Consider the following 24687-nt stretch of genomic DNA (forward strand, 5'->3'; position numbering starts at 1 on the left):
TTTGTAATTATGCTAAATAGAAGACATATTCGTGTAAAAGTAATGCAAACTTTGTATGCCTATAAAGGAGGGGAAAGCGATGATTTTAGTAAAGACCAAAAATTCTTACTGTTTAGTATAGATAATATGTACAACTTGTATCTCTTATTAATCTCGTTATTGCTAGAAGTTCAAAAAAGAGCTGAAGACGATTTACAAAAAAAACAAAAAAAGCATTTAGCTACTAAAGAAGACAAAGACCCAAACAAAAAGTTTGTAAATAACCAATTACTTAAATCTTTAAGAGATAATTTGCGATTAAAAGACCAATTAGATACCTATAAAATAACTAATTGGAAATTTGATAGTGAATATGTAGATGTTATTTTTAAAGAAATTACTAAAAGCGATTTGTATAAAGATTATATGCAAACTAGGGTGTCTGATTTCAAAGAGGATAAAGATTTTATTGTTGACGTGTTTAAAGACATCATTGCTCCTAATGAGAAACTTTATGAGTATTTAGAAGATAAAAATCTAACTTGGCTAGATGATCTTCCTACTGTAAATACTACCATTTTAAAACTATTAAGAAAGGTTAAAGCAACTTCGGCAGAAGGTTATTTTACACCTAAATTATATAAGGATTCTGAAGATCAGAAGTTTGCAATTGATTTGTTCAAAAAAACACTTTTAAACAGGTCTCTAATTAATAAAGAGATTGAAATGAAAACCAAAAATTGGGATTCAGACCGTATTGCTAATGTAGACTATGTATTACTGCAAATGGCTATTAGTGAATTGCATAATTTTCCATCAATACCTGTAAAAGTAACTATTAATGAATATTTAGAAATTGCTAAGGAATATTCTACACCAAAAAGTAGCATATTTATAAATGGTATATTGGATAAATTGGTTAAAGAATACGACGCAGACGGGAGATTAAATAAGATAGGTAGAGGATTACTATAATTCTGTTAAAAATTTTTAATAGATCAAATAATTACTATTTTTACGTCGCGAATGACAAAAAATTTAACAATGAAAAAAATAATATTAGGATTAAGCACATTATGCTTAATAGCGTTTACTTCTTGTAAAGAAAATGCTGCTAAGAAAATTGATGACAAAAATGTAGCTGAAGCAGCAGCAAGAGATGCAAGTGCATCTAAATTTCCAGTGATTGAGTTTGATAAAAAAGAACATGATTTTGGTGAAATAGAATCTAAAACAAAAGTTAAAACAGTTTTTAACTATAAAAATACAGGAGATGCGCCTTTAGTTATTACAGATATTAAAAGTACTTGTGGGTGTACTGTACCTCAAGACTGGAGTAGAGAGCCTTTGGCGCCTGGAGAGTCAAGTCAGTTTTCTGTTCAATTTAATGGAAGCGGGTCAAATAAAGTTTCTAAAACAATAACAGTTACAGCAAATACAGAAAAAGGATCAGAAACTGTAAGAATTACAGCTTTTGTAAAACCAGATCCTAATGCAAAGAAGCCAGTAACACCAACAATTAAAGCACAATAAGATGGGAGAAGGAATAGGGTCGTTTATGCCGTTTATATTAATGTTTGTAGTTGTATATTTCTTTATGATTGCACCACAAATGAAACGTGCAAAAAAAGAAAAGAAATTTGCTGCCGAATTAAAAAAAGGGGATAGAATAGTTACTAAAAGTGGATTGCATGGTAAGGTTTTAGAACTAAACGATAAAGATGGGAGCTGTGTTATAGAAACGATGTCTGGTAAAGTTAAGTATGAGCGCTCTGCTATTTCTATGGAAATGAGTGCAAAACTAAATGCACCACCAGCAGCAAAAAAATAAAGATATTTTTTATATAAAAAGAGCTTCCACATTGGAAGCTCTTTTTAGTTTATCTAAAAGTGGTTAACCTATTTAGGTAACGGGCTAACAATTTTTACATTTTGAAACGCAATAGCACCTCTAACAACACCAGATATAACATCTTGTAAAGCTTCAATAATTTGCATTTTTAATTCACTTTTATGATAGATAATACTGACTTCCCTGGCAGGAGAGGGTTCGTTAAAGTGATGTAGATTTTCTTTTTCTTTATCGTTAATATCTAAAGTATGTAAATAAGGTAAGAGTGTCATACCTAATCCTTCATTTGAAAGCTTTATAAGTGTTTCTATACTGCCACTTTCCAGTTGAAATTGATCATCTGTTTGGCTTTTAAATACTTTACAAAGATTAATAACACCATCCCTAAAGCAGTGACCATCTTCAAGTAAAAGCATATCATCAATATCTAAATCTGATACATCCAATTTTTTATGGTTATGTAATCTATGGTTTTTAGGAATGTACCCCATAAATGGTTCAAAATAAAGAACACGTTCTTTTATGTTTTCATCTTCTAAAGGTGTGGCAGCTATAGCAGCATCTAAATGCCCATCGTTAATTCTCGAAATGATTTCTTCTGTTGTTAATTCTTCAATTTTAAGCTTAACTTTTGGATGTTTTTTTATAAAATTATTTAAAAACATAGGGAGTAGCGTTGGCATTACGGTTGGTATAATGCCGAGTTTGAATTCTCCACCAATAAAGCCTTTTTGTTGATCTACAATATCTTGAATTCTATAAGATTCGTTTACAATATTTCTTGCTTGATTAACAATCTTTTTGCCAACATCAGTTAATTCAATAGGCTTTTTTGTACGATCAAAAATTAATACATCTAATTGGTCTTCAAGTTTTTGAATCTGCATGCTCAAAGTAGGTTGTGTAACGAAACATTTTTCTGCAGCTTTAGTGAAATTCTGGTTTTCGGCAACGGCCAAAACATAATATAATTGGGTAATCGTCATAATAATCAATTTAGGCTATAAAAATATAAAAACTATCAATAAAATTTATAGAAACAACTGTTAATTATAAATTAAATTTGTAGTAAACATAAAAAATAGATATAAATATGACCTTAAATAGTTTAGGATTAGATTCTAAAAAGACCAAAGACTTAGCGAATGATTTGAATCATTTACTGGCTAATTTTCAAATATATTATCAGAATTTAAGAGGTATCCATTGGAATATAAAGGGAAAGCGTTTTTTTGATTTACATGTGAAGTTTGAAGAGTTGTACACAGATGCGAACATGAAAGTTGATTTAATTGCTGAACGTATTCTAACGTTAGGAGTAACACCTTTACATACGTTTGAAGAATATATAGAAAATACTAAAGTACCAGTAGGTAAAAATATTTCTCAAGATGATAAGGCGGTACGCTTAATTGTTAATTCATTGACAGAGCTTTTAAAGATAGAAAGACTGATTTTAGATAAGTCTGATAATGCGAATGATGAAGGTACCAATTCTATGATGAGTGATTTTATTACCGAGCAGGAGAAAACGGTTTGGATGATGAAAGCTTGGTTAAATGAAGCGGTTTAGGTTTTCATAATAGTAAAAAAGTGATCATTTAAACTTACGCGTCATAATATTAAAAAAAGTTAGACACGAATTACACTAATTAATCTCTTTATCGATAGATTCCGACCCTGTAAACTTGGCAGTTAGTGTTCACCTTTAGTTCAATACTAAAACGAAACTATAAAAAAATAGATTCGTGAAAATTAGTGTAATTCGTGTCTTTTCTAAAATGTACAGATTCGGTAGTTTAAAGATTCTACTAAAGTAAGCCTCTCGCTTTTATTTCCAAGTATTTATTAATAGTGTCTATGGTAAGGTTTTCCGGGGTTGTTAAAATGGAATAGATACCATATTTTTTTAATTCGTTTACAATAAGACGTTTTTCAAACGCGAATTTTTCAGCAATGACTTTATCATAAACTTGCTGTACCGTTTCTGCTTTATCAGCAATCAAACTGGTTAACTCTGTATTCTTAAAGAAAATAACCACTAATAAATGGCTTTTAGAAATGGCTTTTAAATAAGGTAATTGTCTATTTAAACCATCTAGCGTTTCAAAATTAGTGTACATTAAAATAAGACTTCTATGCGTAATGTGGCGTTTTATACTTCCATATAAACGGCTAAAGTCACTTTCAAAAAAATCGGTCTTTACATTGTATAGCGATTCTAAAATAAGCTGCATTTGCGAGCTTCTTCTTTCAGCAACCACAACATTATCTATTTGCTTAGAAAAAGAAAACATACCGGCTTTATCATGTTTTTTTAAAACAACATTACTAATTACTAGAGCAGCATTGATAGCATAATCTAAAAGGCTTAAGCTATTAAAAGGCATTTTCATAATACGACCTTTATCAATAATGGAATAAACAGGCTGTGATTTTTCATCTTGAAACTGATTTACCATTAACTGATTTTTCTTTGCTGTAGCTTTCCAATTTATAGTACGTAAATCGTCTCCTAAAACATAGTCCTTAATTTGTTCAAACTCCATAGAATGTCCAAGCCGTCTTACTTTTTTGAGTCCATATTCTAATGAATTCTGATTAATATTTAAAAGTTCAAACTTTTTTAATTGTTTAAAACTAGGATAGGTGGGGACCATAGCTCCCTCGTTGAAAGTAAAACGTTTCGCAACTAAATTAATAACGGAAGATGCATATATGTTTAGGTTCCCAAAATGATATTCACCACGTTCGGTTGGTTTTAAATCATATTGAATTAACCTTAATTTTCGTGAAGGAATACTTTCTTTAATTTTAAAATCCCTAACTTGAAATTGTTCTGGAATTTCATCTATGATTTCTAAATAAACCGAAATAGAATAGTTATTGTTAATATTTAACTTTATTTGGTTTTTATCTCCGTTTGAAAACTTGTCTGGTAATATTCTGGTAGCTTCAATTTTGTTTTTACCAATAAAAATGATTAGAAAGTCTAAAAAGAATAAAAGTACAAGTACTAATATAAAAAGCTGTGCAATGTTGAATAACAAAGGAATGAAATAACTTAGAGCAAACAATACTACAATGCCGATACCAGCATAAAAAAAACGGGGTTGTATGTAGAATGGTTTAAAGAATTTCAAAATTTGTTAAAAGTTAAAAGTTAAAAGTTAAAAGTTAAAAGTTAAAAGTTAAAATGAGATTCTTCACTTCGTTCAGAATGACATTGTTTGCCTACTGCCTACTGCCTACTGCCTACTGCCTACTGCCTACTGCCTACTGCCTACTGCCTACTGCCTACTGAACACTACTAACTAACGTGGTATCTCAACAGTTTCAATAATTTGTTTTATAATTTGTTTGCTTGTAACACCTTCCATTTCGCGTTCTGGTGTTACGATAACTCTATGATGTAATACAGGAATAGCAGCACGTTTTATATCCTCTGGTGTCACAAAATCACGACCAGACATGGCTGCAAATGCTTTGCTCGATTTTAATATGGCAATAGATGCTCTTGGTGATGCACCTAAATATAAAAATTGATTACTACGTGTAGCAACAATAAGTTCTGCGATGTATTTAAGCAAATGTTTTTCTACTAGGATTTGACTTACCAAATTCTGATATTTTACAATTTGATCGCCTGTTAAGAATGATGCTAGGGCTTCTGTTTTAGATTTATCTTTTAATTCATGTTCTCTAGAGAGTATTTCTATTTCTTCATCCAAATTGGGATAATCAACATCAATTTTAAACAAAAACCGGTCTAATTGCGCTTCGGGTAATCTGTATGTCCCTTCTTGTTCCACAGGATTCTGAGTTGCCAGAACAATAAAAGGCGCATCTAGTATAAATTTATTACCATCAATTGTAATTTGCTGTTCTTCCATAACCTCAAATAAAGCAGCTTGTGTTTTAGCAGGTGCTCTATTGATTTCGTCAATAAGAATCATGTTCGAAAAAATGGGGCCTTTTTTAAATTCGAATTCCGATTTTTTTAAGTTAAAAACTGAGGTTCCTAAAATATCACTAGGCATTAAATCTGGTGTGAATTGAATACGACTAAAGCCGACACTTAAAGATTTTGCTAATAGTTTTGCCGTGACGGTTTTTGCAACGCCGGGTACACCTTCTATGAGAGAATGTCCTTTAGCTAAAAGCGATGCAATAAGCATATCTATCATATCCTTTTGGCCAACAATAATTTTTCCAACTTCCTGTTTTATTTTATTGACACTTTGTTGAAGTTCAGATAAATCTAAACGATTTTGAAATTGTAGATTATTGGTGTCTTCCAAGGCACTACTATCAATCGATGATATAGTGTCCGATTTTGGTAAAAAATCTTGTTGGTCTTGAGATTCTCTATTTTCGTCCATAATTATGTAGTGTAAAAAGCTTCAATATGCTTATTTAATTTGATTAGGTTTTCTTCAAAAAATTCATTTTTTGATCTTAACCAATTAATATAGTTGATTAATTTTTTAACATCTTCTTTTTTCTTGCCGGTTTTTGCCGCCAGCTTTACTATAAATTCATCATTTAATGTTGACGTGTCTAAATTAAAATCCGTCCGTATTTTTTCTAAAAAATACGTTATTTTTTTATCAATTAAGTTTTTATGATCCTGAATGTCAAAATATAAATTAGATACGGTTTTAACGAAAGCTATAGTAGTATTTTGAAGTGGTTTTATAATTTTTATAATACGCTGTCTGCGTTTTGCATTAAATATCATAAATAGAATCCCAAAAATGACGGCAGTATACCAAGCCCATCTAAAAGATAACTGTTCCAGAAACCAACTTAAGTTAGATTCTTTTTCAACATCACCATCATAGCCTGTTTGTATTTTTGTATACGAATCAAAATACACATTACTTTCGGGTAAATAAGAAACTAAACCCTCAACATATTTGTACCTGTCTTCTTTTAAAAGGTTATAATTTGTAAAAGCTTTTGGTTCGAGGTGCAAGTAGATGTTTCCATCTCCAAAAGGGACTTGAATAAAGTTAACATGCTTATAATCAATTTTAGAATACCCTAGTATATTATAGTTTATGGTATCGAAGCGAGAAAAATAACTATCCCCCTTGTTTTTATCTATAATCGTACTTTCTACGTCAATATACTTAAGCGATTGATATGAAATACTATCCTTTTCATTTTGAATATAGTCAATATCGATATCTAGAGTATCATGAATTTTTTGAGAAAAGTAATAATCGGATATAAACAATGTATTACCTGCATCAACAAAATTTAATAATTCATCTACCGAATCATTTTCTAAATAATCGGAATTTCCAATAATTATATAACTCCCCTCTGCGACATGCTCGCCATAACCATCTTCAGAATTAGCCCTTAAATAGCTGGCCGGTTGATGGAAAACCGTTCTAACTTTAAAATCTTTAAACAGGTTTGGTAGTTCCTTATAGAATATATTAACCCCATAGGGTTTATTGCTTTTTTCATTAAAAGATTCTTCCCAATCAACTGTTTTAGTTCTTTTAACGCCAACTACCACAGCAGCAGTAACTACCAAGGCAACTATTATAATAAGTATAGGTAAAATTTTCTTCATTATTTTACCAGATTTAGAAACGTTAGAAAATTACTCTTGGCCTTGTTATATTGCTCTATATTTAATGAGAATTTACCATACCAGATATAATTATATAAATAAGAAGTATATGCAAATTTCTCACTAAAAGGTTTCTCGTTTATTTCGTTTAAATATTCACTATTTGTTTTATCGTCTTCAAATTTTATATAGTTTTTTAAACTAAGCGTTTTTAAAACTAAAAGATAATAATACCTAATAGCTAACCTATAATTATCATTATTTTCAGCATTTTTTATTAGAGTATGTATATCTGCATGCTCAATATTTTCTGCGGTTATGTTTTCATAATTATTTAGCGTTTCATTTTTTCTTGAAGAAAATAATCCTGAACCACCTTCATTTAGTAATATATAAACCAGATAAGCAACAGCAATGCCAATAGCGAGATAAAATAACCAACCTAAAGGACCAAAGTTTATAGTGATATCATCTGTATTATTTTTTTCTTTTTGCCTTAGTTTTCCACTTTTATAATCTTCATATTTACCAGAACCCATTGGGGTTTCAGTTACTATTTTTTTCCCTTCATAATTGTATTTATCACTAGAATACCGCTCTTTAAAATCTTCATCAAATACCCTTATTTGTTCAGGCTCTTGTAGTGTGTTAGAGCTAAAAACAGTTTGATAGCAGCAAACCATAATAGATAAAAAAAAGATTATATGTAATCTATTTATTTTCAATTATGAGACGGACTTATGATTTGGGGTTGAGTGATTTGCTTCTGAATTTTAAAAGGATAAATTAAATAATAATAGCTAATAATACTTAATGTAATTAATATGATACCAGTCGATAGCCAATTAGGCATAATATTAGAATATCGTGTGATAAAGCCTTCTAGAAATCCAGCAGAAAAAGTAAAAGGAAAAGTACTAATTAATATTTTAATACCAGTTTTAGCTCCTTGTTTAAATGATGTATATCTGGAATGTGTTGCAGGAAATAAAATACTGGCGCCTAAAATAAGCCCAGCAGCAGCTTCAATAACTATAGCAAAAATTTCCATGGCTCCGTGTATCCAAATGCCGCGAACACTTTCCCATAAAACGCCTTTCTCATAAAAGAAATATTGAAACGATCCCAACATGATGCAATTTTTAAACATGATGTAAAGTGTTCCGATTCCTAAAAAAACACCTAAAACAAAAGCGATAATACCAACGCGTAGATTATTTATGGTAATACCAATAAAACTTCCCCAGTTACTGCCACTTTTATAAACGGCTACAGGGTCTCCAGCTTCAATATTTTCTAAAGACATGTTTACATAATTATCTCCCAATACAGAACGAACAAATTCCCCGTCATTAGCAGCAGAAATAACCCCAATAAAAGTAAATGCAAAAAATACAACAAACGCGATGTAAATAAATTTTCGGTATTGATAACAAATTAGAGGAACTTCAGTTTTCCAAAACCCAAAAATCCTATTAGTGTCTTCTCGCTTTGTTTTATAAATTTTTTGAAAAGCTTTGGCCGCTAGTTGATTAAGATATAGAATAACCTTGCTTTTAGGATAATAGGTTTGTGCATATGCTAAATCATTTATTAAGTGTATGTATTGTGATGCAAGTTCATCGGGGTCTTCAAAGTCATTATTAAAGACAGCTCTTTCAAAACTTAACCATTTTTCTTTATTTTGCTTGATAAATGAAACTTCCCTCATATATTTGATAAATTAAAATATAAAATGTCAGAGTTACAAATTAACACGACCCAAAATGTAAAAATAACGTTCAATGCTGCAGGTGGTGGAGAAAGATTGTTAGCATTTATCCTTGATACGGTCATTAAAATTGGATATTTACTAATCTTAAATAAAATATTTGGTGTTTTTGAGGGGATGGACGAATGGTCTCAAATTGGTATTAATACGATTTTAAGTTTTCCCGTGATGTTTTATACTTTGGCTTTAGAGTCTTTTTTTCAAGGACAAACCATTGGCAAGCGTGCTCTTAAAATTAGAGTTGTGAAAATTGATGGGTATCAGGCATCCCTGTCCGATTATGTAGTGCGTTGGTTTTTTAGAATTGTTGATGTTTATATTTTTGGATTAGGCTTTTTCGTGATGCTGTCTAATAAAAAGACGCAAAGATTAGGAGATATGGCAGCAGGAACCGCTGTAATTGCATTAAAAGATCATGTGAATATTAGTCATACTATTTTAGAGAATTTAAAACAAGACTATAAACCCACTTACCCTAACGTGATTAAATTGTCTGATAATGATGCACGTATTATAAAAGATACGTTTGTTAATGCAAGGGCTGCAAAAGACTATCAAACATTAATAAAGTTAAGGACAAAAATAATAGAAGTGGCAGGTATAAAAGAGGTAAAACAAGCAAATGACATTCAGTTTATTGATGTTATTTTAAAAGATTATAATTTTTACACCCAAGATATGTAAGCAGAGAACCACTTTTTCTTTTTCAGAAAAAATGTGTGAATCGCTTACCCTACGAGCAGTCGTAGGGTCTTAAGAAGGGAATTGTGATAGAGAAGAACCACTTTTTTTAGAAAAAGTGAACAAATTAGAAACTCAAATTAAAAATAGTATGTTTTATACCATAGATATTTTAGGAACCATTGCTTTTGCCATTTCCGGTGTATTGGTGGCAATGAATAAAAAAATGGATTTATTCGGAATTCTGATTATTGGATTTGTTACAGCTGTTGGTGGGGGGACACTTCGAGATTTACTTATTGGTAATGCTCCCGTAAGTTGGATGAAAGACATCACATATACCTATGTTATTATAGCATCTGCGGTTTTTGCGATCCTTTTTAGGAGTAAAATTAACTATCTAAGGACTTCTCTGTTTTTGTTTGATACTATTGGTATTGGTTTATATACTTTAGTAGGCATTGAAAAAGGATTGAATGCAGAGTTACACCCCATTATTTGTATTGCCCTAGGAACTATGACAGCTAGTTTTGGAGGAGTTATACGTGATATTTTATGTAATGAAATCCCTGTAATTTTTAGAAAAGAAATTTATGCTACTGCTTGCATACTTGGAGGTATAACTTATTTTTTATTAAGAGAACTACCAATAGAGAACAATATTATTTTTATAATAGCAGGAATTGTTGTGATCGTAGTCAGGTTATTAGCAGTGAAATTTAAAATAGCATTGCCAACAATTTATAAAGAATGATTTATTCAGTGAGCAGTAAGCAGTGATCAATAAACAGTGTTCAGCAAGCAGTGCGTAGTGGGCATTTTAATAGTAAAGTATTTTACTTTGTGTCTTTGCGTCTTAGCGAGATAATTAAGTGATTTATTAAGAGATCAATCATCAGTATTCAGTGTTCAGTAAGCAGTGTGTGGTGGGCATTTTAATAGTAAGGTATTTTACTTTGTGTCTTTGCGTCTTTACGAGATTATTAAGAGAACAGTATTCAGTAAGCAGTGTTCAGTAAACAGTATTCAGTGTTCAGTAAGCAGTGTGTAGTGGGCAGTTTAATAGTAAAATATTTTACTTTGTGTCTTTGCGCCTTTGCGAGATTATTAAGCGATTTTTCTATTCAATAATCTCAACATTTCTAATATAAATATTTTTATCAGGCCAATCACCATCATCGGTTTCAACAGCAGCAATTTTATCAACGACATTCATCCCTCTTATTACTTTACCAAAAATAGTATAGTCACCATCTAAAAAATGGGCACCACCTTTTTGTTGTACAATAAAAAACTCAAAAGGAGATGCTAATTTATAAGGGTTATTAATGTCACTACTAGGCATTGATACAACGCCTCTGTTATGTTTAAATCCACGTTTTGTATCAGGCGGTAATAGGTATCTTCCAATATGAGCACGTTTCCTAGCCGTTTTTTTGTCATCGCTATTGCCAGCTTGAACTATGTAGTTATTAATAACTCTATAAAACTGTGTATCGTTAAAATATTTCTGTTTTGTTAAGAAAATGAAGTTAGAACGATGAAATTTTGTTTCGTTAAATAATAATATGTCAATAGTTCCAAAATCTGTAGTAATGCGTACTTTATTTTCTTTATGATGTTTGTCATAATCCAGAAAAAAGGCCATAGCACTTTTTGAATTTAACTTAGGGAATTCTCTTTCAGGTACTTTAATTGTGTCTTTTGTAATTTCTTTTTTCTTCTTTTTAGTTACTGTAGTTTCGGGAATAATTTTCTTTTTAGTTTGTTTATCTTCACAATTCAGAAATAAAAAAAATAGACATAAAAGAAATACAAGTCTCATAGATATGAATTTTGATGAATTTTTAAAATTAACTTCAAAAATAAAGAATATAACACTTCCAGCCGAATCGTCTCACTTTAAAATGGTTCCGCCTTTTCGAAGAGACCTTATGGAAAAACAAAAAGAGGCTATAAAAAAGGCAAAAAAGGCAGGAGTATTGGCGTTGTTTTACCCAGACATAAATAAACAGACGAAATTTGTTCTCATTTTAAGAAAAACATATAAAGGTGTGCATTCAGCACAAGTTGCATTTCCCGGAGGGAAGTTAGAAAAACAAGATACTTCGTTAAAAGTAGCTGCGGTAAGAGAAACGTTTGAAGAAGTTGGTGTACCTATAGACACTATAAAAGTCATCCGAAAATTATCTCAAGTTTATATTCCACCTAGTAATTTTTATGTGCAGCCTTTTTTTGGGATTACTAAGCATACACCAAGTTTTATTAAACAAGATGACGAGGTGGAAACCATTATTGAAATTGATTTACAACACTTGTTAGACGACGGTATAATAATAACTAAAAAAGTATCAACTTCGTATAGTGTTGAAGTTGAGGTTCCTGCATTTAAATTAAATGGTTATGTTGTTTGGGGAGCAACCGCAATGATGCTAAGTGAAATGAAAGACTTGTTAAAACCATTCATGTAGTTTAATAGATTTGTTACTTTTGCAATTAACCAACCAATTTTGACGCGTGATTTATGGGATTGTTTAAAAGAAATCCATTCGGACATATATTATTTTTAAAAAAATGGCTTATTAGAATTTTAGGCACGTTAACTCATAGCCGTTTTAGAGGGTTTAATGAGCTACAAATAGAAGGCTCCGAAATTATTAAAAACTTACCAGATACTAATGTATTGTTTATTTCGAATCATCAAACTTACTTTGCTGATGTTGTGTCTATGTTTCATGTCTTTAATGCAAGCTTAAGTGGACGTGTAGACTCTATAAAAAATGTGGGGTATTTGTGGAACCCTAAGTTGAATATCTATTATGTAGCAGCCAAAGAAACCATGAAAGCGGGATTGCTACCTAAAATATTAGCTTATGTAGGGTCTATTAGTATTGAACGTACATGGAGGTCTGAAGGACAAGATGTGAATAGGCAAGTTAAGATGAGCGATATTTCAAGTATAGGAAAGGCCCTAGATGATGGTTGGGTTATTACATTTCCTCAAGGTACAACAACACCTTTTAAGCCTATAAGAAAAGGAACAGCTCACATTATTAAGCGGTACAAACCTATTGTAGTTCCCATTGTTATTGATGGATTTAGGCGCTCTTTTGATAAAAAAGGATTGCGTATTAAAAAGAAGAATATTTTACAATCATTTGAAATCAAAGCACCTTTAGAGATCGACTACGATAATGAAAGTACAGATGATATTGTAAAAAAAATCGAATATGCTATCGAGCAACATCCGTCTTTTTTAAAAGTGATACCCCAAAAAGAATTAGAAGCTCTTGAAGAACTCAACAAAAAACGTGAGTGGTAATACTAAATTTATTGGTCTCAAATTTAGTTAAAGCTGCGTACTTTAGTTGATTTCGCTTTCAGCTCCAAAAAATCTTTCTGCCACGAATTTCACAAATTCATTATTGTGAATTCTCAAATGATATCCCTCATTTCACGAAGCAGACTTTCAATCAGCCAAATAAACCTATAGATTTTTAGTCTACAGTAGTTTAGTTTTCTAGAGAAGAAAAAGTAGTTTGTTCTAATGATGTTCCTTTGAATTTAAAAAAAGAAAAGGCATAAAGGGTAGTACTCCTTTTATGGTCACGTTTAATAATAGGTCTGGTAGATACTTCTGGGTTTGCATAGTATGTCGATTAATAGATTTGTTGAAAATATAAAAAGAATGATTTAACCTGTGTTAATCGTTTTTAATCTAATTTTATTTACGCTTATTTAATTTATAGATACATTGGGTCATTATAACTTAAAAGGGGATTATGCATAATGATTTAATATTAAATTTTACGCCAACAGGGATGATTCCTACTAAGGATATGACTCCTTATGTGCCAGTTAGTGTTTCAGAAATAGTTGAAGATGTGCATCGTGCTTCAGAAATAGGTATTACTATGGCTCATTTGCATGCCAGAGATGCTATTACTGGCGTACCCACATATCATAAAGAAACTTATGCGGAAATAATAGAAGGTATTAGAAAGTATGCTCCAGAACTAGTACTATGTGCCTCATTAAGTGGAAGAGATTTTAGTGAGTTAGAAAAGCGTAGTAGTGTACTATTTTTAGAGGGCCATTTAAAGCCGGATATGGGAAGTTTAACATTAAGCTCGTTAAATTTTAATAAAACGGCAAGTATGAACGCGCCAGATATGATTGCAGATTTGGCTTCCATAATGAAGAAAAAGGGAATCGTTCCTGAGCTTGAAGCTTTTGACATAGGAATGATTAATTATGCAAAATATTTGGAAAGAAAACAATTTATTCAAGCACCTCATTATTTCAATCTACTATTTGGTAATATTGCTTGTTCTCAGGCAAATTTATTACATGCAGGGGTTATGGTTAACGACCTTCCTGAAAATTCGTTTTGGAGTATGGCGGGTATAGGAAATGAGCAGCTTAAGATGAATTCACTTTCCATAGCTATTGGAGGTGGGGTAAGAGTTGGAATTGAAGATAATATATGGTTTGATACGTCTAGAACTAAGTTAGCAAGCAATAGCGATTTATTAAACCGAATTCATACGATTTCTAAAGCTAATGATCGAAAAATAATGAGTCCAAAAGATTTTCGAGTTAAAATGAATTTAGAGCCGGGAAATGGTTCATACGGACGTAAAACCTTATAATTATGGGAATTAAAGAAGCTCAAACAATTTCTAGTACACGTAGATATTGGAGTATTATTCGAAACGGTTTGTTTCTTTTTGGTTTAAGAAATAGGTTAGCAAGAATAGGATTAGATATTAAGCCTTATTATTGGGTAGAAGAAGAAGTAGAAGCTTGTGATGAACCGATAATTAATGGTGATGCTTCTGAATACAAAGTTAGATATTTAAACCTTGAAGAAATAAAATTAATTGCCAAAGATAAGCCTAAAGAACATTTAACTGATATGATTAAGGGGTTTGAAAATGGTCAATTGTGTATTGGTTTAGAGCGAGAAAAAGAAATTGCAGCTTATACATATGTTGAATTAAATGATTTTGTTTTTAATAAAAGGTCTTTTAAATTAGAACAAGATGAAGCGTATTTGTTAAATATGTGGACTTTTCATTCGTTTAGAGGAAAGAATTTAGCTCCGTATTTACGTTATCAAAGTTATCAACTTTTAAAAGAAAAAGGGATACACAAAAAATATAGCATTACAGAATATTTTAATAAGTCGTCCATAAAATTTAAGAAGAAACTTAATTCTAAACATCTTACTCTTTTTTTAAGCATTGTATTATTTAAAAAGTATTATTGGAATTTTACTTTACGTAAATATTAATGACTAAAAAAGGATCATTATCTAATAAATAATTGCACACGATCTGTTGCTGTAGTTTCAGAAGGAATACCTCCAAGCCAGGCGATCCTACTGCCTAATGAATAAAACCACATACCACTATTAACACTACCATTTAAATAAGTTGAATGCACCGAAGATTCTATACCACCCCATGACCTGTTCGTCATATCAATACTAATTGGGGTATATCCGGGAACAGGAAATACTCCAGCTGTTCCACTTCTAGGGTCAAATGTTTGTGACCAGTGGTTAGTTAACCCCAATGAAGGGTAATGTAGTCTAAATTCATAAGGCGCTGCACTTTTAATCTCATCTAGCTTACTTAATATCGAATATTTATTTGTTGTTAAACCAGGAGTACCAACATTGTGTTCATTGGCTTCGGTGTTATTTGCCCAATACCCCCCAGCCGTATTATGATTAAAAACAAGTGTCCATCCGCCACCATCATTGGTCATATCACAATAACAATCGTAGGCAGGGTTACCTCCAGTACCATCCGGATCAATAGTGTATATACCATCCGTTGTAAACCCGGCATTTAAATAATCTAAACAATTTGCAAAATAATTGATTACCGTGATGTCTACATTGCAAGTCAAACCGGTTCCTGTAAAATCTATTGTAAAAGTATCGGTTTGAGCAGCTAGTGGCGTACCAGAACCTGTTAATGTTATGGTGTTAACGCCCAAAGACGAAAATGTTCCGGAAGCAGAGAAACTATACCCATTAACGGTATTTGTGGTGATGTTATAGGTGTCGTAAGAATTAACTATAACATCTATGGTTATTGTATTTGTGTTAGTTAGTGCCCCCCCAACTGTATAACTTCCATTACTGTTAATCGAATTACAATCCAACTTATTTGATAAAGATTCACCTAAGCAATTAGACCATGCAGCACCTTTGTAATATTGAAAACAATTGCTGTCTAAATTGTATATTAACAACCCTTCAGCAGGGGAGGTTATGGCATCTCTTTGGTTTTGTGTCATTCTGGGAACTAAGAATCCTTGAGTTGAGGATGTAACATCTAAAGCAGATGATGGATCTGGATTTGTTGTTCCGACACCTACTTGACCGAAACTATAATATACACTAAGATATAGTAATATTATAACATAAGGGGTTTTAATCATTTTTGAAAAGGGGTTTTTTAATTAAAAAAACGAAAGTAATAAGATTAGTTAATGTTGTTTTATAATCCATTATCTAATAAATAATCGTACACGATCTGTTGCTGAATTTGCAGCAGGAATACCGCCATTCCAAACACTTTTACGTCCTATTGCATAATAAGACCATGCCACATTTATGCTACCATTTAAATAAGAGGTATTATTTATAGATATTTCAAGACCTCCCCAATTATTATTATTCATATCAATACTAATTGGAGTATATCCAGGAACAGGAAATACTCCGCCTGTTCCACTTCTGGGATCAAATGTTTGTGACCAATGATTAGTAAGTCCTAATGTAGGATAGTGCAGTCTGAATTCATAGCTCGCAGCATTTTTTATCTCATCTATTTTACTTAATATTGAATATTTATTTGTTGTTAAACCAGGAGCATTAATATTGTGCTCATCAGCTTCAGTATTGTTAGCCCAATACCCTCCAGTACGGTCATGATTAAAAACAAGCGTCCATCCGCCACCATCATTGGTCATATCACAATAACAATCGTAGGCAGGGTTACCTCCGGCACCATCCGGGTCAATAGTGTATATGCCATCCGTTGTAAATCCGGCATTTAAATAATCTAAACAATTTGCTAAATAATTGATTGCCGTGATATCTACATTACAAGTCAAACTGGTTCCTGTAAAGTCTATTGTAAAAGTATCAGTTTGAGCAGCTAGTGGCGTACCAGAACCTGTTAATGTTATGGTGTTAACTCCTAAAGAAGAAAATGTTCCAGAAGCAGAGAAACTATAACCATTAACAGTATTTGTGGTGATGTTATATGTATCGTAAGAATTAACTAAAACATCTATGGTTACTGTATTTGCGATGGTTAAAGGTACACCAACTGTATAATTTCCGTTGCTATTAATGGAGTTACAATCCAACTTATTTGATTGGGACTCACCTAAACAACTAGACCATACTGCACCTTTGTAATATTGAAAACAATTGCTGTCTAAATTGTATATTAACAATCCTTCAGCGGGAGAGGTTATGGCATCTCTTTGGTTTTGTGTCATTCTGGGGGCTAAGAATCCTTGAGTTGTAGATGTAATATCTAGAATGGATGATGTGTCGGGAGCTGTTGTTCCGATTCCTACTTGACCGAAACTATAATATACACTAAGATATAGTAATATTAAAACATAAGGGGTTTTAATCATTTTGAAAAGGGGCTTTTTAATTTTTTTAAATGTTTAAAACGCTATGGTATTGCGTTTGAGTTAATTAAGTTGTTTTAAATCTATTATCTAATAAACAATTGTGGCTATCTGCTGTTGAATTTTCAACAGAAATACCTTCGTAACGATTGTTATTATGACTTATTGAATAACACGGATAATACCAACCAATGGCATCTCTTTGGTTTTGTGTCATTCTGGGAGCTAAGAATCTTTGAATTGTAGATGTAACATCTATAATGGATGGAGCAGTTGTTCCGATACCTACTTGTCCGAAACTATAATATACACTAAAACATAGTAATATTATAACATAAGGGAGTTTAATCATTTTTGAAAAGGGGCTTTTTCATTAATTCATCACGAAAGTAATAAAATTATTTGATGTTTTTAAATTTTATTTTAAATATTTTAAGAGCTATTGTGTTGCTTTTTAGTTGTTTAAGTCGTTTGAGATCTGTTGTCTAATAAATAATTGTGCGCGATCTGTTGTTGAATTTTCAACAGGTATATCTCCGTACCAATTGTTATTGTGACCTATTGAATAACACGGATAATACCAATCAATTATATCTCTTTGGTTTTGCGTCATTCTGGGAGCTAAGAATCCTTGAGTTATAGATGTAACATCTAAAATAGATGGAGCAGTTGTTCCGATACCTACTTGACCGAAACTATAATATACACTAAAACATAGTAATATTATAACATAGGGGAGTTTAATCATTTTTGAAAAGGGGCTTTTTCATTAAATTTGGTACGAATTTAAATAAAAAAAATGAAGGTTTAATCTTTAATTTTGTTAAAAAATGAATTGTAGGTTTATTATTTGTCGTTAATAACTCCTAACAATTCCTTTTCAAAATCAATATCAAAATTCCTATTTTGCGTCTTCTTATACCAGTTCTGTTATAAAATAAGATATAAATAATTTGAAATAGTTTTTGCTAGTTCAAAGCATAAAAACATGTGCTCAGCTTGACTGGGTATCAATCATAGCCATAGCTACGATTAATTTTTATAATGAAGAAATAGTGAAAAATAAACGAATTATATGTCATATTTTATGATAGAAATGGTGTTTTTTGTAAAAAGATAATCGAAAATTAATGAAAGTTTGTATTGCCGAAAAACCAAGTGTAGCACGTGAGATTGCTTCTATTTTAGGAGCTAGTACCAAACGTGATGGCTATTACGAAGGTAATGGTTATGCAATCACTTATACCTTTGGGCATTTATGTACTTTAAAAGAGCCTAACGATTATAAACCGTATTGGAAAAGCTGGGATTTAAATAACCTCCCTATGTTGCCTGAAAAATTTGAAACAAAAGTGGTTTCTAATTCAGGAATACAAAAGCAATTTAAGATTGTAAAAAGTTTATTTGATAAGGCAGATGTTGTTATAAACTGTGGAGATGCTGGCCAAGAAGGAGAATTGATTCAGCGTTGGGTGATGAATGAAGCCAATTACAAGGGGGAAGTAAAACGCTTATGGATTTCCTCATTAACTGCAGAAGCTATTAAAGAAGGATTTGAAAACTTAAAACCAGCTTCAGATTACGATAATTTATACTATGCAGGTTTTTCCAGAGCTATTGGCGACTGGCTACTTGGAATGAATGCCACCAGATTATACACTGTAAAACATGGTGGTTATAAACAAGTATTATCGGTTGGTCGTGTACAAACACCAACTTTAGCAATGGTTGTTAGCAGGTTTAAAGCCATTGAAAATTTTAAGCCCCAACCATATTGGGAATTACAAACTTTATATCGGGAAACCTTGTTTAGTTATGAAGATGGACGCTTTTTAAAAAAAGAAGATGGCGAAGCATTGGCTAATAAAGTTAAGGAAAGTGATTTTGAAATTGAATCTATTACAAAGAAAAAAGGTAAAGAATATGCGCCAAAGCTCTTTGACTTAACAGGGTTGCAAGTATATTGTAATACTAAATTTGGATTTTCGGCAGATGAAACACTTAAGATTGTTCAGAAATTATATGAGCAAAAGGTGGTTACTTATCCTAGAGTAGATACTACTTTTTTACCAAACGATATATACCCTAAGGTATCTGGGATTCTTCAAAAGTTGACAAATTATTCAAAGTTAACACAGCCAATTTTAGGAAAGAAAATAAGAAAGTCGACCAAAGTTTTCAATGATAAAAAAGTAACCGATCACCATGCTATTATTCCAACGGGCATTCAGATTAATTTACAATATAATCAACAACAGGTTTACGATATTATTGTAAAGCGTTTTATAGCCGTTTTTTATGACGATTGTTTGGTGTCTAATACTACTGTGATTGGTAAGGCTTCAGATGTGTCTTTTAAAACTACAGGGAAAGAGATTTTAGAGAAGGGGTGGCGCATTATTTTTGAAAATGCGAATGCAAAAGAAAAAGAATCTGGTATTTTACCAACTTTTGAAAAAGGAGAGAAAGGACCTCATGAACCTTCATTTTTAGAAAAGGAAACTAAACCACCTAAGCAATTTACGGAGGCTTCTTTATTACGCGCTATGGAAACAGCGGGAAAACAAGTAGATGATGAGGATATGCGTGAGTTGATGAAAGAAAATGGTATAGGAAGACCGTCTACGCGTGCCAACATTATTGAAACACTTTTTAAAAGAAAATATATAAAACGTAATAAGAAACAAGTACTGCCTACGGTTACGGGCATACAACTTATTGACACAATCCAAAACGATTTATTAAAATCTGCAGAGCTTACAGGTTCTTGGGAAAAACAACTCAAAGACATTGAAAAGGGAGCGTTTAGTGCCGGGGCGTTTATAAAAAACATGAAACGTATGGTGGATGCTTTAGTGTATGAGGTGAGAAGTGAAACCAAACGTGCCAATATATCTCATGCTGTGACTGTAAAAAATCGTAAAGCTAAAGCGGTTAAAAAAGCAGCAGCTGGTATTACAGCAGAAACATGCCCAAAATGCAAGCAAGGTCTTATTTTAAAAGGAAAAACAGCTTATGGATGTAGTGGTTACAAAGCGGGCTGTAATTTTGTAATGCCTTTTAGCTATGCTAATAAGAAAATTTCTGAAAAACAATATATCAGGTTGCTTCAAAAAGGATCCACAGTTAATTTAAAGGGTTTTAAAACTGATTCTGGTACGTTGGAAGGCTTGCTTCGTTTTGATGAGGCATTTAATTTGAAATTAGAGCCCAAAAAAACTTCTAAGAAGGCGAAGTTAGACGAATTGAGCTGTCCGAAATGCAAAAAGGGAATCGTTATAAAAGGTCGTACTGCATATGGATGTAGCAATTACAAATCTGGATGCGATTTTAAAGTGACCTTTGATGCCGTTAGAACCAAAGTAAATGGACAAAAACCAACAAAAGAACTCGTTCATAGTATTTTAAATGGAAGTATCTAAAAGCGAGCATCACCATTTTGTGATCTATAAACCATATGGTTATTTAAGCCAGTTTAAAAGCCATGATTCAAAACAACAATCGAAGAAATTTTTAGGAACTCTTCATGATTTTCCTAAGGGGATTATGGCTATAGGTAGATTAGATGAGAAATCTGAAGGTTTATTATTACTTACTACAGATGGTAAAATGAGTGATTTTGTTAATAGTCGAAAAGTTGAAAAGGAATATTATGCACAGGTAGATGGAACTATTTCTGTAGAAGCAATTCATTTATTAAAAGCAGGAGTAAAAATTGGTTTTGATGGTAAAAAATATCAAACAAAGCCTTGTAAAGCTTTTATATTAAAAGAAGTTCCAGATTTACCAAAACGTTCACGAAAAATTAGAGACGACAGGCATGGACCAACATCATGGATATCAATAACTTTAAACGAAGGTAAATTTAGACAGGTACGAAAAATGACTTCGGCAGTTGGTTTTCCAACATTACGATTGGTACGAGTTCGAGTAGGAAGTATTCATCTTAATTCCATGCAAGCAGGAGAAGTTCTTGAGGTTAATGAGTTTTTTTAAATGTCCAATCTCTTTAATTCTTTATAATTTCGGTTAAGGTGTTTTAATAGAATACCATAAACTAACCAATAGAATAATAACAAGAGTCCAATGGCCACTGCTAAAAATAAAACGGCTACTATTATAAATATAGCATAGAATTTAAAAACTTCTCCATTAGCAGAAGCTTGCTCTATTTTGGCTATAATAAGCTGGTCTTGATTTAACTCAACAAATAAAGCAGCAAAAGTAGCCACAACTAAATAAATTAAGTTGAAAGCCACGTACTGTTTTACCGTTTTTCTTGTTTTAAGAATATTCTCCATTAATACCTTCGCATTATCTGTAGTCGATATTCTTCTGTAGTTTCTAAAAAACAAATAAAAGAATACGGCTAAAATAATATAGCCAATGACTATCAAAGGAGTAAAAATAGCATCAGAATCTAATTGTTCGAAACGTTTCATGCTCTCAGCATCTTTTAATAAAAAAGATATAAACGTCCAAAAAACAAACTCTAATAAGCTAATTATAAAAATCCATTTTACAATTGAGGATGATTTTTTTAAAATCATCTTATATATTTCATCATAGGTTAGCTTAGGATACTTATTATCATCCTTATTCCAATCTTTCTTTAATAAATCTAATTCATCCATAGTCTTACGGATTTAATATGGTTTTAAGCTTCGTTTTTATTCTATTCATCTTCACACGTGCATTTACTTCGCTAATTCCCAAAGTTTCACTAATTTCTCTATAATCTTTATCTTCTAAGTATAAGAAAACAAGCGCTTTTTCAATATCATTTAATTGATGTACAGCTTTGTAAAGTATTTTTAGTTGTTGCTCTTCTGTGTCATCATAATTCTCGGCTTTGATCTTAAATTCAACACCATCAAAATCTTGTGTATTAATAGTACGCTTTGATTTTCTATAAAGCGTAATCGCCGTATTTAAACCAACTCTATACATCCAAGTGCTAAACTTAGCATCACCCCGAAATTTTGGATATGCTTTCCATAGTTGAATGGTAATTTCTTGAAATAAATCATTGTGAGCATCATAATTATTAGTATATAAGCGACATACTTTGTGTATAATATTTTGATGCTTTTCTAGCAATTCAACAAAATTATGTTCTAGTTCTTTATTCAATGTGATGGTTTAGTTACAATATAAGTAGCCTAAAATTTTAAAACGTTACAAATGCGTAAAAATAATATTTTAAATCATTAATGTATAACTAAAGACATAAGATCACTTCATTGTTAGAACAAAGAATAAGGATGTGACTATAACTATCTGACAAACAGAGATACATCTAAATATGGCTTTCCAGAAATCAGAATAATTCAGATAATCTTAACTATTATTATAAGCAAAATATCTAGTCGTAAAATTTTTGCAAATAGTAGAGACAGACATCAAATGATGTTCGATAATTTTAATAAAACAACAATAATTTTAAATCACTTCATAGCTAAAAACATTTTGGTATAGTATCTTTGCACCATATTTTATTTTATTATGAATATTCCCCAATCTGGTTTACCTAGAGTCGTTATTATAGGCGGTGGTTTTGCAGGAATTAATTTTGCAAGAAAAATAGCAAATAAAAACATTCAGGTTGTTTTAATTGATAAGCGGAATTACCACACCTTTCAGCCATTATTATATCAGGTGTCTTCGGCAGGGTTGGAGCCAGATTCCATTGCGTATCCACTTCGTAAAATACTGAAAAATCATAAAAATACATTTTTTCGTTTAGCAGAAGTTGAGTCTATCGATTCAGAAAAAAATGAACTCATAACAAGTATTGGCCATATAAGTTATGATTATTTAGTAATAGCAACAGGAACTAAGACAAATTATTTTGGCAATAAATCCATTGAAGCACATGGTATGCCTATGAAAAAAGTACCACAAGCTTTAAATATTCGTAGTTTAATATTGCAAAATTTTGAGCAGGCAGCTATCACTAATGATAAAGCGACTCGTAAGGCTTTATTGAATTTTGTTATTGTTGGAGGAGGACCAACTGGTGTTGAGTTGGCAGGTGCTATTGCTGAACTTAAAAATCATATTTTACCCAGAGATTATCGGGATTTAATTCCTGAAGACATGCAAATATATTTACTAGAAGGTGGTTCACGTGTTTTACCTACTATGAGTGAGCATGCTTCTAAAAAAGCAGCAGGATTTCTTTCCAAACTTGGCGTTTTAGTCCATTGCAATACATTTGTTAAAAACTACGATGGTAAAAAAGTGCAGACTAATTTAAGCTTAGAATTACAGTCTGAAACTTTAATCTGGGCAGCTGGTGTTACGGGCAATCCTGTAGAGGGACTTCAGGCTGATGTGCTTATCGATCGAGCGAATAGATATAAAGTAAATGAATACAATCAAGTTGAAGGTTATAACAATATTTTTGCTTTAGGGGATATTTGTTTAATGCAGACCGATGACTATCCAAATGGTCATCCTCAAGTAGCGCAACCCGCTATTCAACAAGGTGAGCTTTTAGGAAAAAATCTTATAAAATTAATAGCAGGGAAGCCTTTGAAAAAATTCAAATATAAGGATAAAGGATCGATGGCTACAGTAGGTAGAAATAAAGCCGTAGTTGATTTAAAACGTTTTAGATTTGCAGGTTTTTTTGCTTGGTTTGTATGGATGTTTGTGCACCTTATGGCATTGGTTGGTTTTAGAAATAGAGTGATTGTTTTCTTTAATTGGGGTTACAATTATATTAATTTTGACAAAGCCGCACGCCTTATTATACGACCATTTAAAAAGTTGAATTAACAACTTATTTTTTTTTGTTAAATGCTGATTACTAATTAGTTAAATACTATCAATAGTTTTTGTCTATGGATGTTTTTAATACGCAAAACGATAAGAATTTGTGCTTTTTATTTTGGAGTTATATTGTAAATCCTTGAAAAAGAATATGTTTAGTAAAATTTATTTAATACTAAAAAATGACATTCAAAGTTATTGAAAAATAACAACAAAAAAATTTTAAGTGCCATTCGTTTTTGAAAAACTTTTTGTTGAGAAAAAGAGCCCTGTTATTAATAACAAAAATAAGTAAATCTACATTTAAAAAATACACTACTTACCATAATAGTTTTATCATAGGTATTCAATTCATCATCAAAAATATAC

General features: G+C 31.6%; 26 protein-coding genes. 13 read left to right on the forward strand and 13 right to left on the reverse strand.

Annotated elements, in window-relative coordinates; genetic code table 11:
* Window positions 1-9: 9 nt before the first annotated feature.
* The 3 genes from nusB to yajC all read left to right on the forward strand — a co-directional run bounded on the left by nusB (window position 10) and on the right by yajC (window position 1810).
* Window positions 10-954: a transcription antitermination factor NusB gene (gene nusB / locus Q4Q47_RS22580; RefSeq protein ID WP_303308994.1), complete on the forward strand. Its 945-nt coding sequence runs from the start codon at window positions 10-12 to the stop codon at window positions 952-954.
* A gap of 69 nt (window positions 955-1023) precedes the next feature.
* Complete coding sequence (locus tag Q4Q47_RS22585) at window positions 1024-1512, forward strand: DUF1573 domain-containing protein (RefSeq protein ID WP_303308995.1); 489 nt, start codon at window positions 1024-1026, stop codon at window positions 1510-1512.
* Window position 1513: 1 nt separating this feature from the next.
* Window positions 1514-1810, forward strand: a complete 297-nt coding sequence (gene yajC / locus Q4Q47_RS22590; RefSeq protein WP_303308996.1) for a preprotein translocase subunit YajC — start codon at window positions 1514-1516, stop codon at window positions 1808-1810.
* 68 nt (window positions 1811-1878) lie between these two features.
* Here the strand turns inward: yajC and Q4Q47_RS22595 are convergent, their stop codons facing one another.
* Complete coding sequence (locus Q4Q47_RS22595) at window positions 1879-2817, reverse strand: LysR substrate-binding domain-containing protein (RefSeq protein WP_303308997.1); 939 nt, start codon at window positions 2815-2817, stop codon at window positions 1879-1881.
* A gap of 107 nt (window positions 2818-2924) precedes the next feature.
* Between Q4Q47_RS22595 and Q4Q47_RS22600 the strand changes: the two genes are divergently transcribed.
* Window positions 2925-3404: a Dps family protein gene (locus Q4Q47_RS22600; protein WP_303308998.1), complete on the forward strand. Its 480-nt coding sequence runs from the start codon at window positions 2925-2927 to the stop codon at window positions 3402-3404.
* 238 nt (window positions 3405-3642) lie between these two features.
* On the opposite strand, the gene Q4Q47_RS22605 is transcribed toward Q4Q47_RS22600, so the two are convergent.
* The 5 genes from Q4Q47_RS22605 to Q4Q47_RS22625 all read right to left on the reverse strand — a co-directional run bounded on the left by Q4Q47_RS22605 (window position 3643) and on the right by Q4Q47_RS22625 (window position 9132).
* Entirely contained in the window at window positions 3643-4974 is a 1332-nt protein-coding gene (locus Q4Q47_RS22605) for a DUF58 domain-containing protein (RefSeq protein WP_303308999.1), read from the reverse strand.
* A 171-nt stretch (window positions 4975-5145) separates the two neighbouring features.
* Entirely contained in the window at window positions 5146-6213 is a 1068-nt protein-coding gene (locus Q4Q47_RS22610) for an AAA family ATPase (RefSeq protein ID WP_303309000.1), read from the reverse strand.
* A 2-nt stretch (window positions 6214-6215) separates the two neighbouring features.
* Window positions 6216-7421: a DUF4350 domain-containing protein gene (locus Q4Q47_RS22615; RefSeq protein ID WP_303309001.1), complete on the reverse strand. Its 1206-nt coding sequence runs from the start codon at window positions 7419-7421 to the stop codon at window positions 6216-6218.
* A complete protein-coding gene (locus tag Q4Q47_RS22620) occupies window positions 7421-8104 on the reverse strand; it encodes a hypothetical protein (protein ID WP_303309002.1) in 684 nt (227 codons plus the stop codon). Before Q4Q47_RS22620 ends, Q4Q47_RS22615 begins: the two co-directional genes overlap by 1 nt.
* Before the next feature lie 38 nt (window positions 8105-8142).
* Window positions 8143-9132 (reverse strand): stage II sporulation protein M, encoded by a 990-nt coding sequence (locus Q4Q47_RS22625; RefSeq protein ID WP_303309003.1) that lies wholly within the window; start codon window positions 9130-9132, stop codon window positions 8143-8145.
* A gap of 24 nt (window positions 9133-9156) precedes the next feature.
* On the opposite strand from Q4Q47_RS22625, the gene Q4Q47_RS22630 reads away from it, so the two are divergent.
* Both Q4Q47_RS22630 and Q4Q47_RS22635 read left to right on the forward strand, forming a co-directional pair.
* A complete protein-coding gene (locus tag Q4Q47_RS22630; protein WP_303309004.1) occupies window positions 9157-9876 on the forward strand; it encodes an RDD family protein in 720 nt (239 codons plus the stop codon).
* A gap of 148 nt (window positions 9877-10024) precedes the next feature.
* Window positions 10025-10627: a trimeric intracellular cation channel family protein gene (locus Q4Q47_RS22635; protein ID WP_303309180.1), complete on the forward strand. Its 603-nt coding sequence runs from the start codon at window positions 10025-10027 to the stop codon at window positions 10625-10627.
* A 366-nt stretch (window positions 10628-10993) separates the two neighbouring features.
* On the opposite strand, the gene Q4Q47_RS22640 is transcribed toward Q4Q47_RS22635, so the two are convergent.
* Window positions 10994-11698 (reverse strand): peptidylprolyl isomerase, encoded by a 705-nt coding sequence (locus tag Q4Q47_RS22640; protein ID WP_303309005.1) that lies wholly within the window; start codon window positions 11696-11698, stop codon window positions 10994-10996.
* 4 nt (window positions 11699-11702) lie between these two features.
* Here Q4Q47_RS22640 and Q4Q47_RS22645 point away from each other — a divergent pair, with 4 nt between their 5' ends.
* The 4 genes from Q4Q47_RS22645 (at window position 11703) to Q4Q47_RS22660 (ending at window position 15169) form a co-directional block, all read left to right on the forward strand.
* Window positions 11703-12344: an NUDIX hydrolase gene (locus tag Q4Q47_RS22645; protein ID WP_303309006.1), complete on the forward strand. Its 642-nt coding sequence runs from the start codon at window positions 11703-11705 to the stop codon at window positions 12342-12344.
* Between the two features lie 53 nt (window positions 12345-12397).
* Window positions 12398-13195 carry a lysophospholipid acyltransferase family protein gene (locus tag Q4Q47_RS22650; RefSeq protein ID WP_303309007.1) on the forward strand — a complete coding sequence of 266 codons (798 nt, stop codon included), beginning with the start codon at window positions 12398-12400 and terminating at the stop codon, window positions 13193-13195.
* A 460-nt stretch (window positions 13196-13655) separates the two neighbouring features.
* Window positions 13656-14525, forward strand: a complete 870-nt coding sequence (locus tag Q4Q47_RS22655) for a BKACE family enzyme (RefSeq protein ID WP_303309008.1) — start codon at window positions 13656-13658, stop codon at window positions 14523-14525.
* 2 nt (window positions 14526-14527) lie between these two features.
* Window positions 14528-15169 (forward strand): GNAT family N-acetyltransferase, encoded by a 642-nt coding sequence (locus Q4Q47_RS22660; protein WP_303309009.1) that lies wholly within the window; start codon window positions 14528-14530, stop codon window positions 15167-15169.
* 17 nt (window positions 15170-15186) lie between these two features.
* Here Q4Q47_RS22660 and Q4Q47_RS22665 read toward each other — a convergent pair whose 3' ends face one another.
* The 4 genes from Q4Q47_RS22665 to Q4Q47_RS22680 all read right to left on the reverse strand — a co-directional run bounded on the left by Q4Q47_RS22665 (window position 15187) and on the right by Q4Q47_RS22680 (window position 18289).
* Window positions 15187-16329: a fibrinogen-like YCDxxxxGGGW domain-containing protein gene (locus tag Q4Q47_RS22665; RefSeq protein ID WP_303309010.1), complete on the reverse strand. Its 1143-nt coding sequence runs from the start codon at window positions 16327-16329 to the stop codon at window positions 15187-15189.
* 69 nt (window positions 16330-16398) lie between these two features.
* Window positions 16399-17544 (reverse strand): fibrinogen-like YCDxxxxGGGW domain-containing protein, encoded by a 1146-nt coding sequence (locus tag Q4Q47_RS22670; RefSeq protein WP_303309011.1) that lies wholly within the window; start codon window positions 17542-17544, stop codon window positions 16399-16401.
* A 64-nt stretch (window positions 17545-17608) separates the two neighbouring features.
* Complete coding sequence (locus Q4Q47_RS22675; protein ID WP_303309012.1) at window positions 17609-17893, reverse strand: hypothetical protein; 285 nt, start codon at window positions 17891-17893, stop codon at window positions 17609-17611.
* Between the two features lie 102 nt (window positions 17894-17995).
* On the reverse strand, window positions 17996-18289 hold the full coding sequence (locus tag Q4Q47_RS22680; RefSeq protein WP_303309013.1) for a hypothetical protein: 294 nt from the start codon (window positions 18287-18289) through the stop codon (window positions 17996-17998).
* A 382-nt stretch (window positions 18290-18671) separates the two neighbouring features.
* Between Q4Q47_RS22680 and Q4Q47_RS22685 the strand changes: the two genes are divergently transcribed.
* Both Q4Q47_RS22685 and Q4Q47_RS22690 read left to right on the forward strand, forming a co-directional pair.
* Window positions 18672-20963, forward strand: coding sequence for a type IA DNA topoisomerase (locus Q4Q47_RS22685; protein ID WP_303309014.1), 2292 nt, complete (start codon window positions 18672-18674; stop codon window positions 20961-20963).
* The gene (locus Q4Q47_RS22690; protein WP_303309015.1) at window positions 20950-21537 is read left to right on the forward strand and encodes a pseudouridine synthase; all 588 of its coding nucleotides are present in this window, start codon (window positions 20950-20952) and stop codon (window positions 21535-21537) included. The genes Q4Q47_RS22685 and Q4Q47_RS22690 overlap by 14 nt, the downstream gene beginning before the upstream one ends.
* On the opposite strand, the gene Q4Q47_RS22695 is transcribed toward Q4Q47_RS22690, so the two are convergent.
* Both Q4Q47_RS22695 and Q4Q47_RS22700 read right to left on the reverse strand, forming a co-directional pair.
* Window positions 21534-22175 carry a hypothetical protein gene (locus Q4Q47_RS22695; protein WP_303309016.1) on the reverse strand — a complete coding sequence of 214 codons (642 nt, stop codon included), beginning with the start codon at window positions 22173-22175 and terminating at the stop codon, window positions 21534-21536. The genes Q4Q47_RS22690 and Q4Q47_RS22695 overlap by 4 nt on opposite strands.
* Before the next feature lie 4 nt (window positions 22176-22179).
* Window positions 22180-22674, reverse strand: coding sequence for an RNA polymerase sigma factor (locus tag Q4Q47_RS22700; protein ID WP_303309017.1), 495 nt, complete (start codon window positions 22672-22674; stop codon window positions 22180-22182).
* Window positions 22675-23046: 372 nt separating this feature from the next.
* Between Q4Q47_RS22700 and Q4Q47_RS22705 the strand changes: the two genes are divergently transcribed.
* Window positions 23047-24324, forward strand: coding sequence for an NAD(P)/FAD-dependent oxidoreductase (locus tag Q4Q47_RS22705; RefSeq protein ID WP_303309018.1), 1278 nt, complete (start codon window positions 23047-23049; stop codon window positions 24322-24324).
* Window positions 24325-24687: the final 363 nt, after the last annotated feature.

The sequence above is a fragment of the Flavivirga spongiicola genome, from assembly GCF_030540825.1.
GTDB classification, from domain to species: Bacteria; Bacteroidota; Bacteroidia; order Flavobacteriales; family Flavobacteriaceae; genus Flavivirga; species Flavivirga spongiicola.

Coding starts and splice junctions, on each gene's coding strand:
- nusB (WP_303308994.1), top strand. CDS start 10: ATGCTAAATAGAAGACATATTCGTGTAAAAGTAATGCAAACTTTGTAT.
- Q4Q47_RS22585 (WP_303308995.1), top strand. CDS start 1,024: ATGAAAAAAATAATATTAGGATTAAGCACATTATGCTTAATAGCGTTT.
- yajC (WP_303308996.1), top strand. CDS start 1,514: ATGGGAGAAGGAATAGGGTCGTTTATGCCGTTTATATTAATGTTTGTA.
- Q4Q47_RS22595 (WP_303308997.1), bottom strand. CDS start 2,817: ATGACGATTACCCAATTATATTATGTTTTGGCCGTTGCCGAAAACCAG.
- Q4Q47_RS22600 (WP_303308998.1), top strand. CDS start 2,925: ATGACCTTAAATAGTTTAGGATTAGATTCTAAAAAGACCAAAGACTTA.
- Q4Q47_RS22610 (WP_303309000.1), bottom strand. CDS start 6,213: ATGGACGAAAATAGAGAATCTCAAGACCAACAAGATTTTTTACCAAAA.
- Q4Q47_RS22615 (WP_303309001.1), bottom strand. CDS start 7,421: ATGAAGAAAATTTTACCTATACTTATTATAATAGTTGCCTTGGTAGTT.
- Q4Q47_RS22620 (WP_303309002.1), bottom strand. CDS start 8,104: ATGGTTTGCTGCTATCAAACTGTTTTTAGCTCTAACACACTACAAGAG.
- Q4Q47_RS22625 (WP_303309003.1), bottom strand. CDS start 9,132: ATGAGGGAAGTTTCATTTATCAAGCAAAATAAAGAAAAATGGTTAAGT.
- Q4Q47_RS22630 (WP_303309004.1), top strand. CDS start 9,157: ATGTCAGAGTTACAAATTAACACGACCCAAAATGTAAAAATAACGTTC.
- Q4Q47_RS22635 (WP_303309180.1), top strand. CDS start 10,025: ATGTTTTATACCATAGATATTTTAGGAACCATTGCTTTTGCCATTTCC.
- Q4Q47_RS22640 (WP_303309005.1), bottom strand. CDS start 11,698: ATGAGACTTGTATTTCTTTTATGTCTATTTTTTTTATTTCTGAATTGT.
- Q4Q47_RS22645 (WP_303309006.1), top strand. CDS start 11,703: ATGAATTTTGATGAATTTTTAAAATTAACTTCAAAAATAAAGAATATA.
- Q4Q47_RS22650 (WP_303309007.1), top strand. CDS start 12,398: ATGGGATTGTTTAAAAGAAATCCATTCGGACATATATTATTTTTAAAA.
- Q4Q47_RS22655 (WP_303309008.1), top strand. CDS start 13,656: ATGCATAATGATTTAATATTAAATTTTACGCCAACAGGGATGATTCCT.
- Q4Q47_RS22660 (WP_303309009.1), top strand. CDS start 14,528: ATGGGAATTAAAGAAGCTCAAACAATTTCTAGTACACGTAGATATTGG.
- Q4Q47_RS22665 (WP_303309010.1), bottom strand. CDS start 16,329: ATGATTAAAACCCCTTATGTTATAATATTACTATATCTTAGTGTATAT.
- Q4Q47_RS22670 (WP_303309011.1), bottom strand. CDS start 17,544: ATGATTAAAACCCCTTATGTTTTAATATTACTATATCTTAGTGTATAT.
- Q4Q47_RS22675 (WP_303309012.1), bottom strand. CDS start 17,893: ATGATTAAACTCCCTTATGTTATAATATTACTATGTTTTAGTGTATAT.
- Q4Q47_RS22680 (WP_303309013.1), bottom strand. CDS start 18,289: ATGATTAAACTCCCCTATGTTATAATATTACTATGTTTTAGTGTATAT.
- Q4Q47_RS22685 (WP_303309014.1), top strand. CDS start 18,672: ATGAAAGTTTGTATTGCCGAAAAACCAAGTGTAGCACGTGAGATTGCT.
- Q4Q47_RS22690 (WP_303309015.1), top strand. CDS start 20,950: ATGGAAGTATCTAAAAGCGAGCATCACCATTTTGTGATCTATAAACCA.
- Q4Q47_RS22695 (WP_303309016.1), bottom strand. CDS start 22,175: ATGGATGAATTAGATTTATTAAAGAAAGATTGGAATAAGGATGATAAT.
- Q4Q47_RS22705 (WP_303309018.1), top strand. CDS start 23,047: ATGAATATTCCCCAATCTGGTTTACCTAGAGTCGTTATTATAGGCGGT.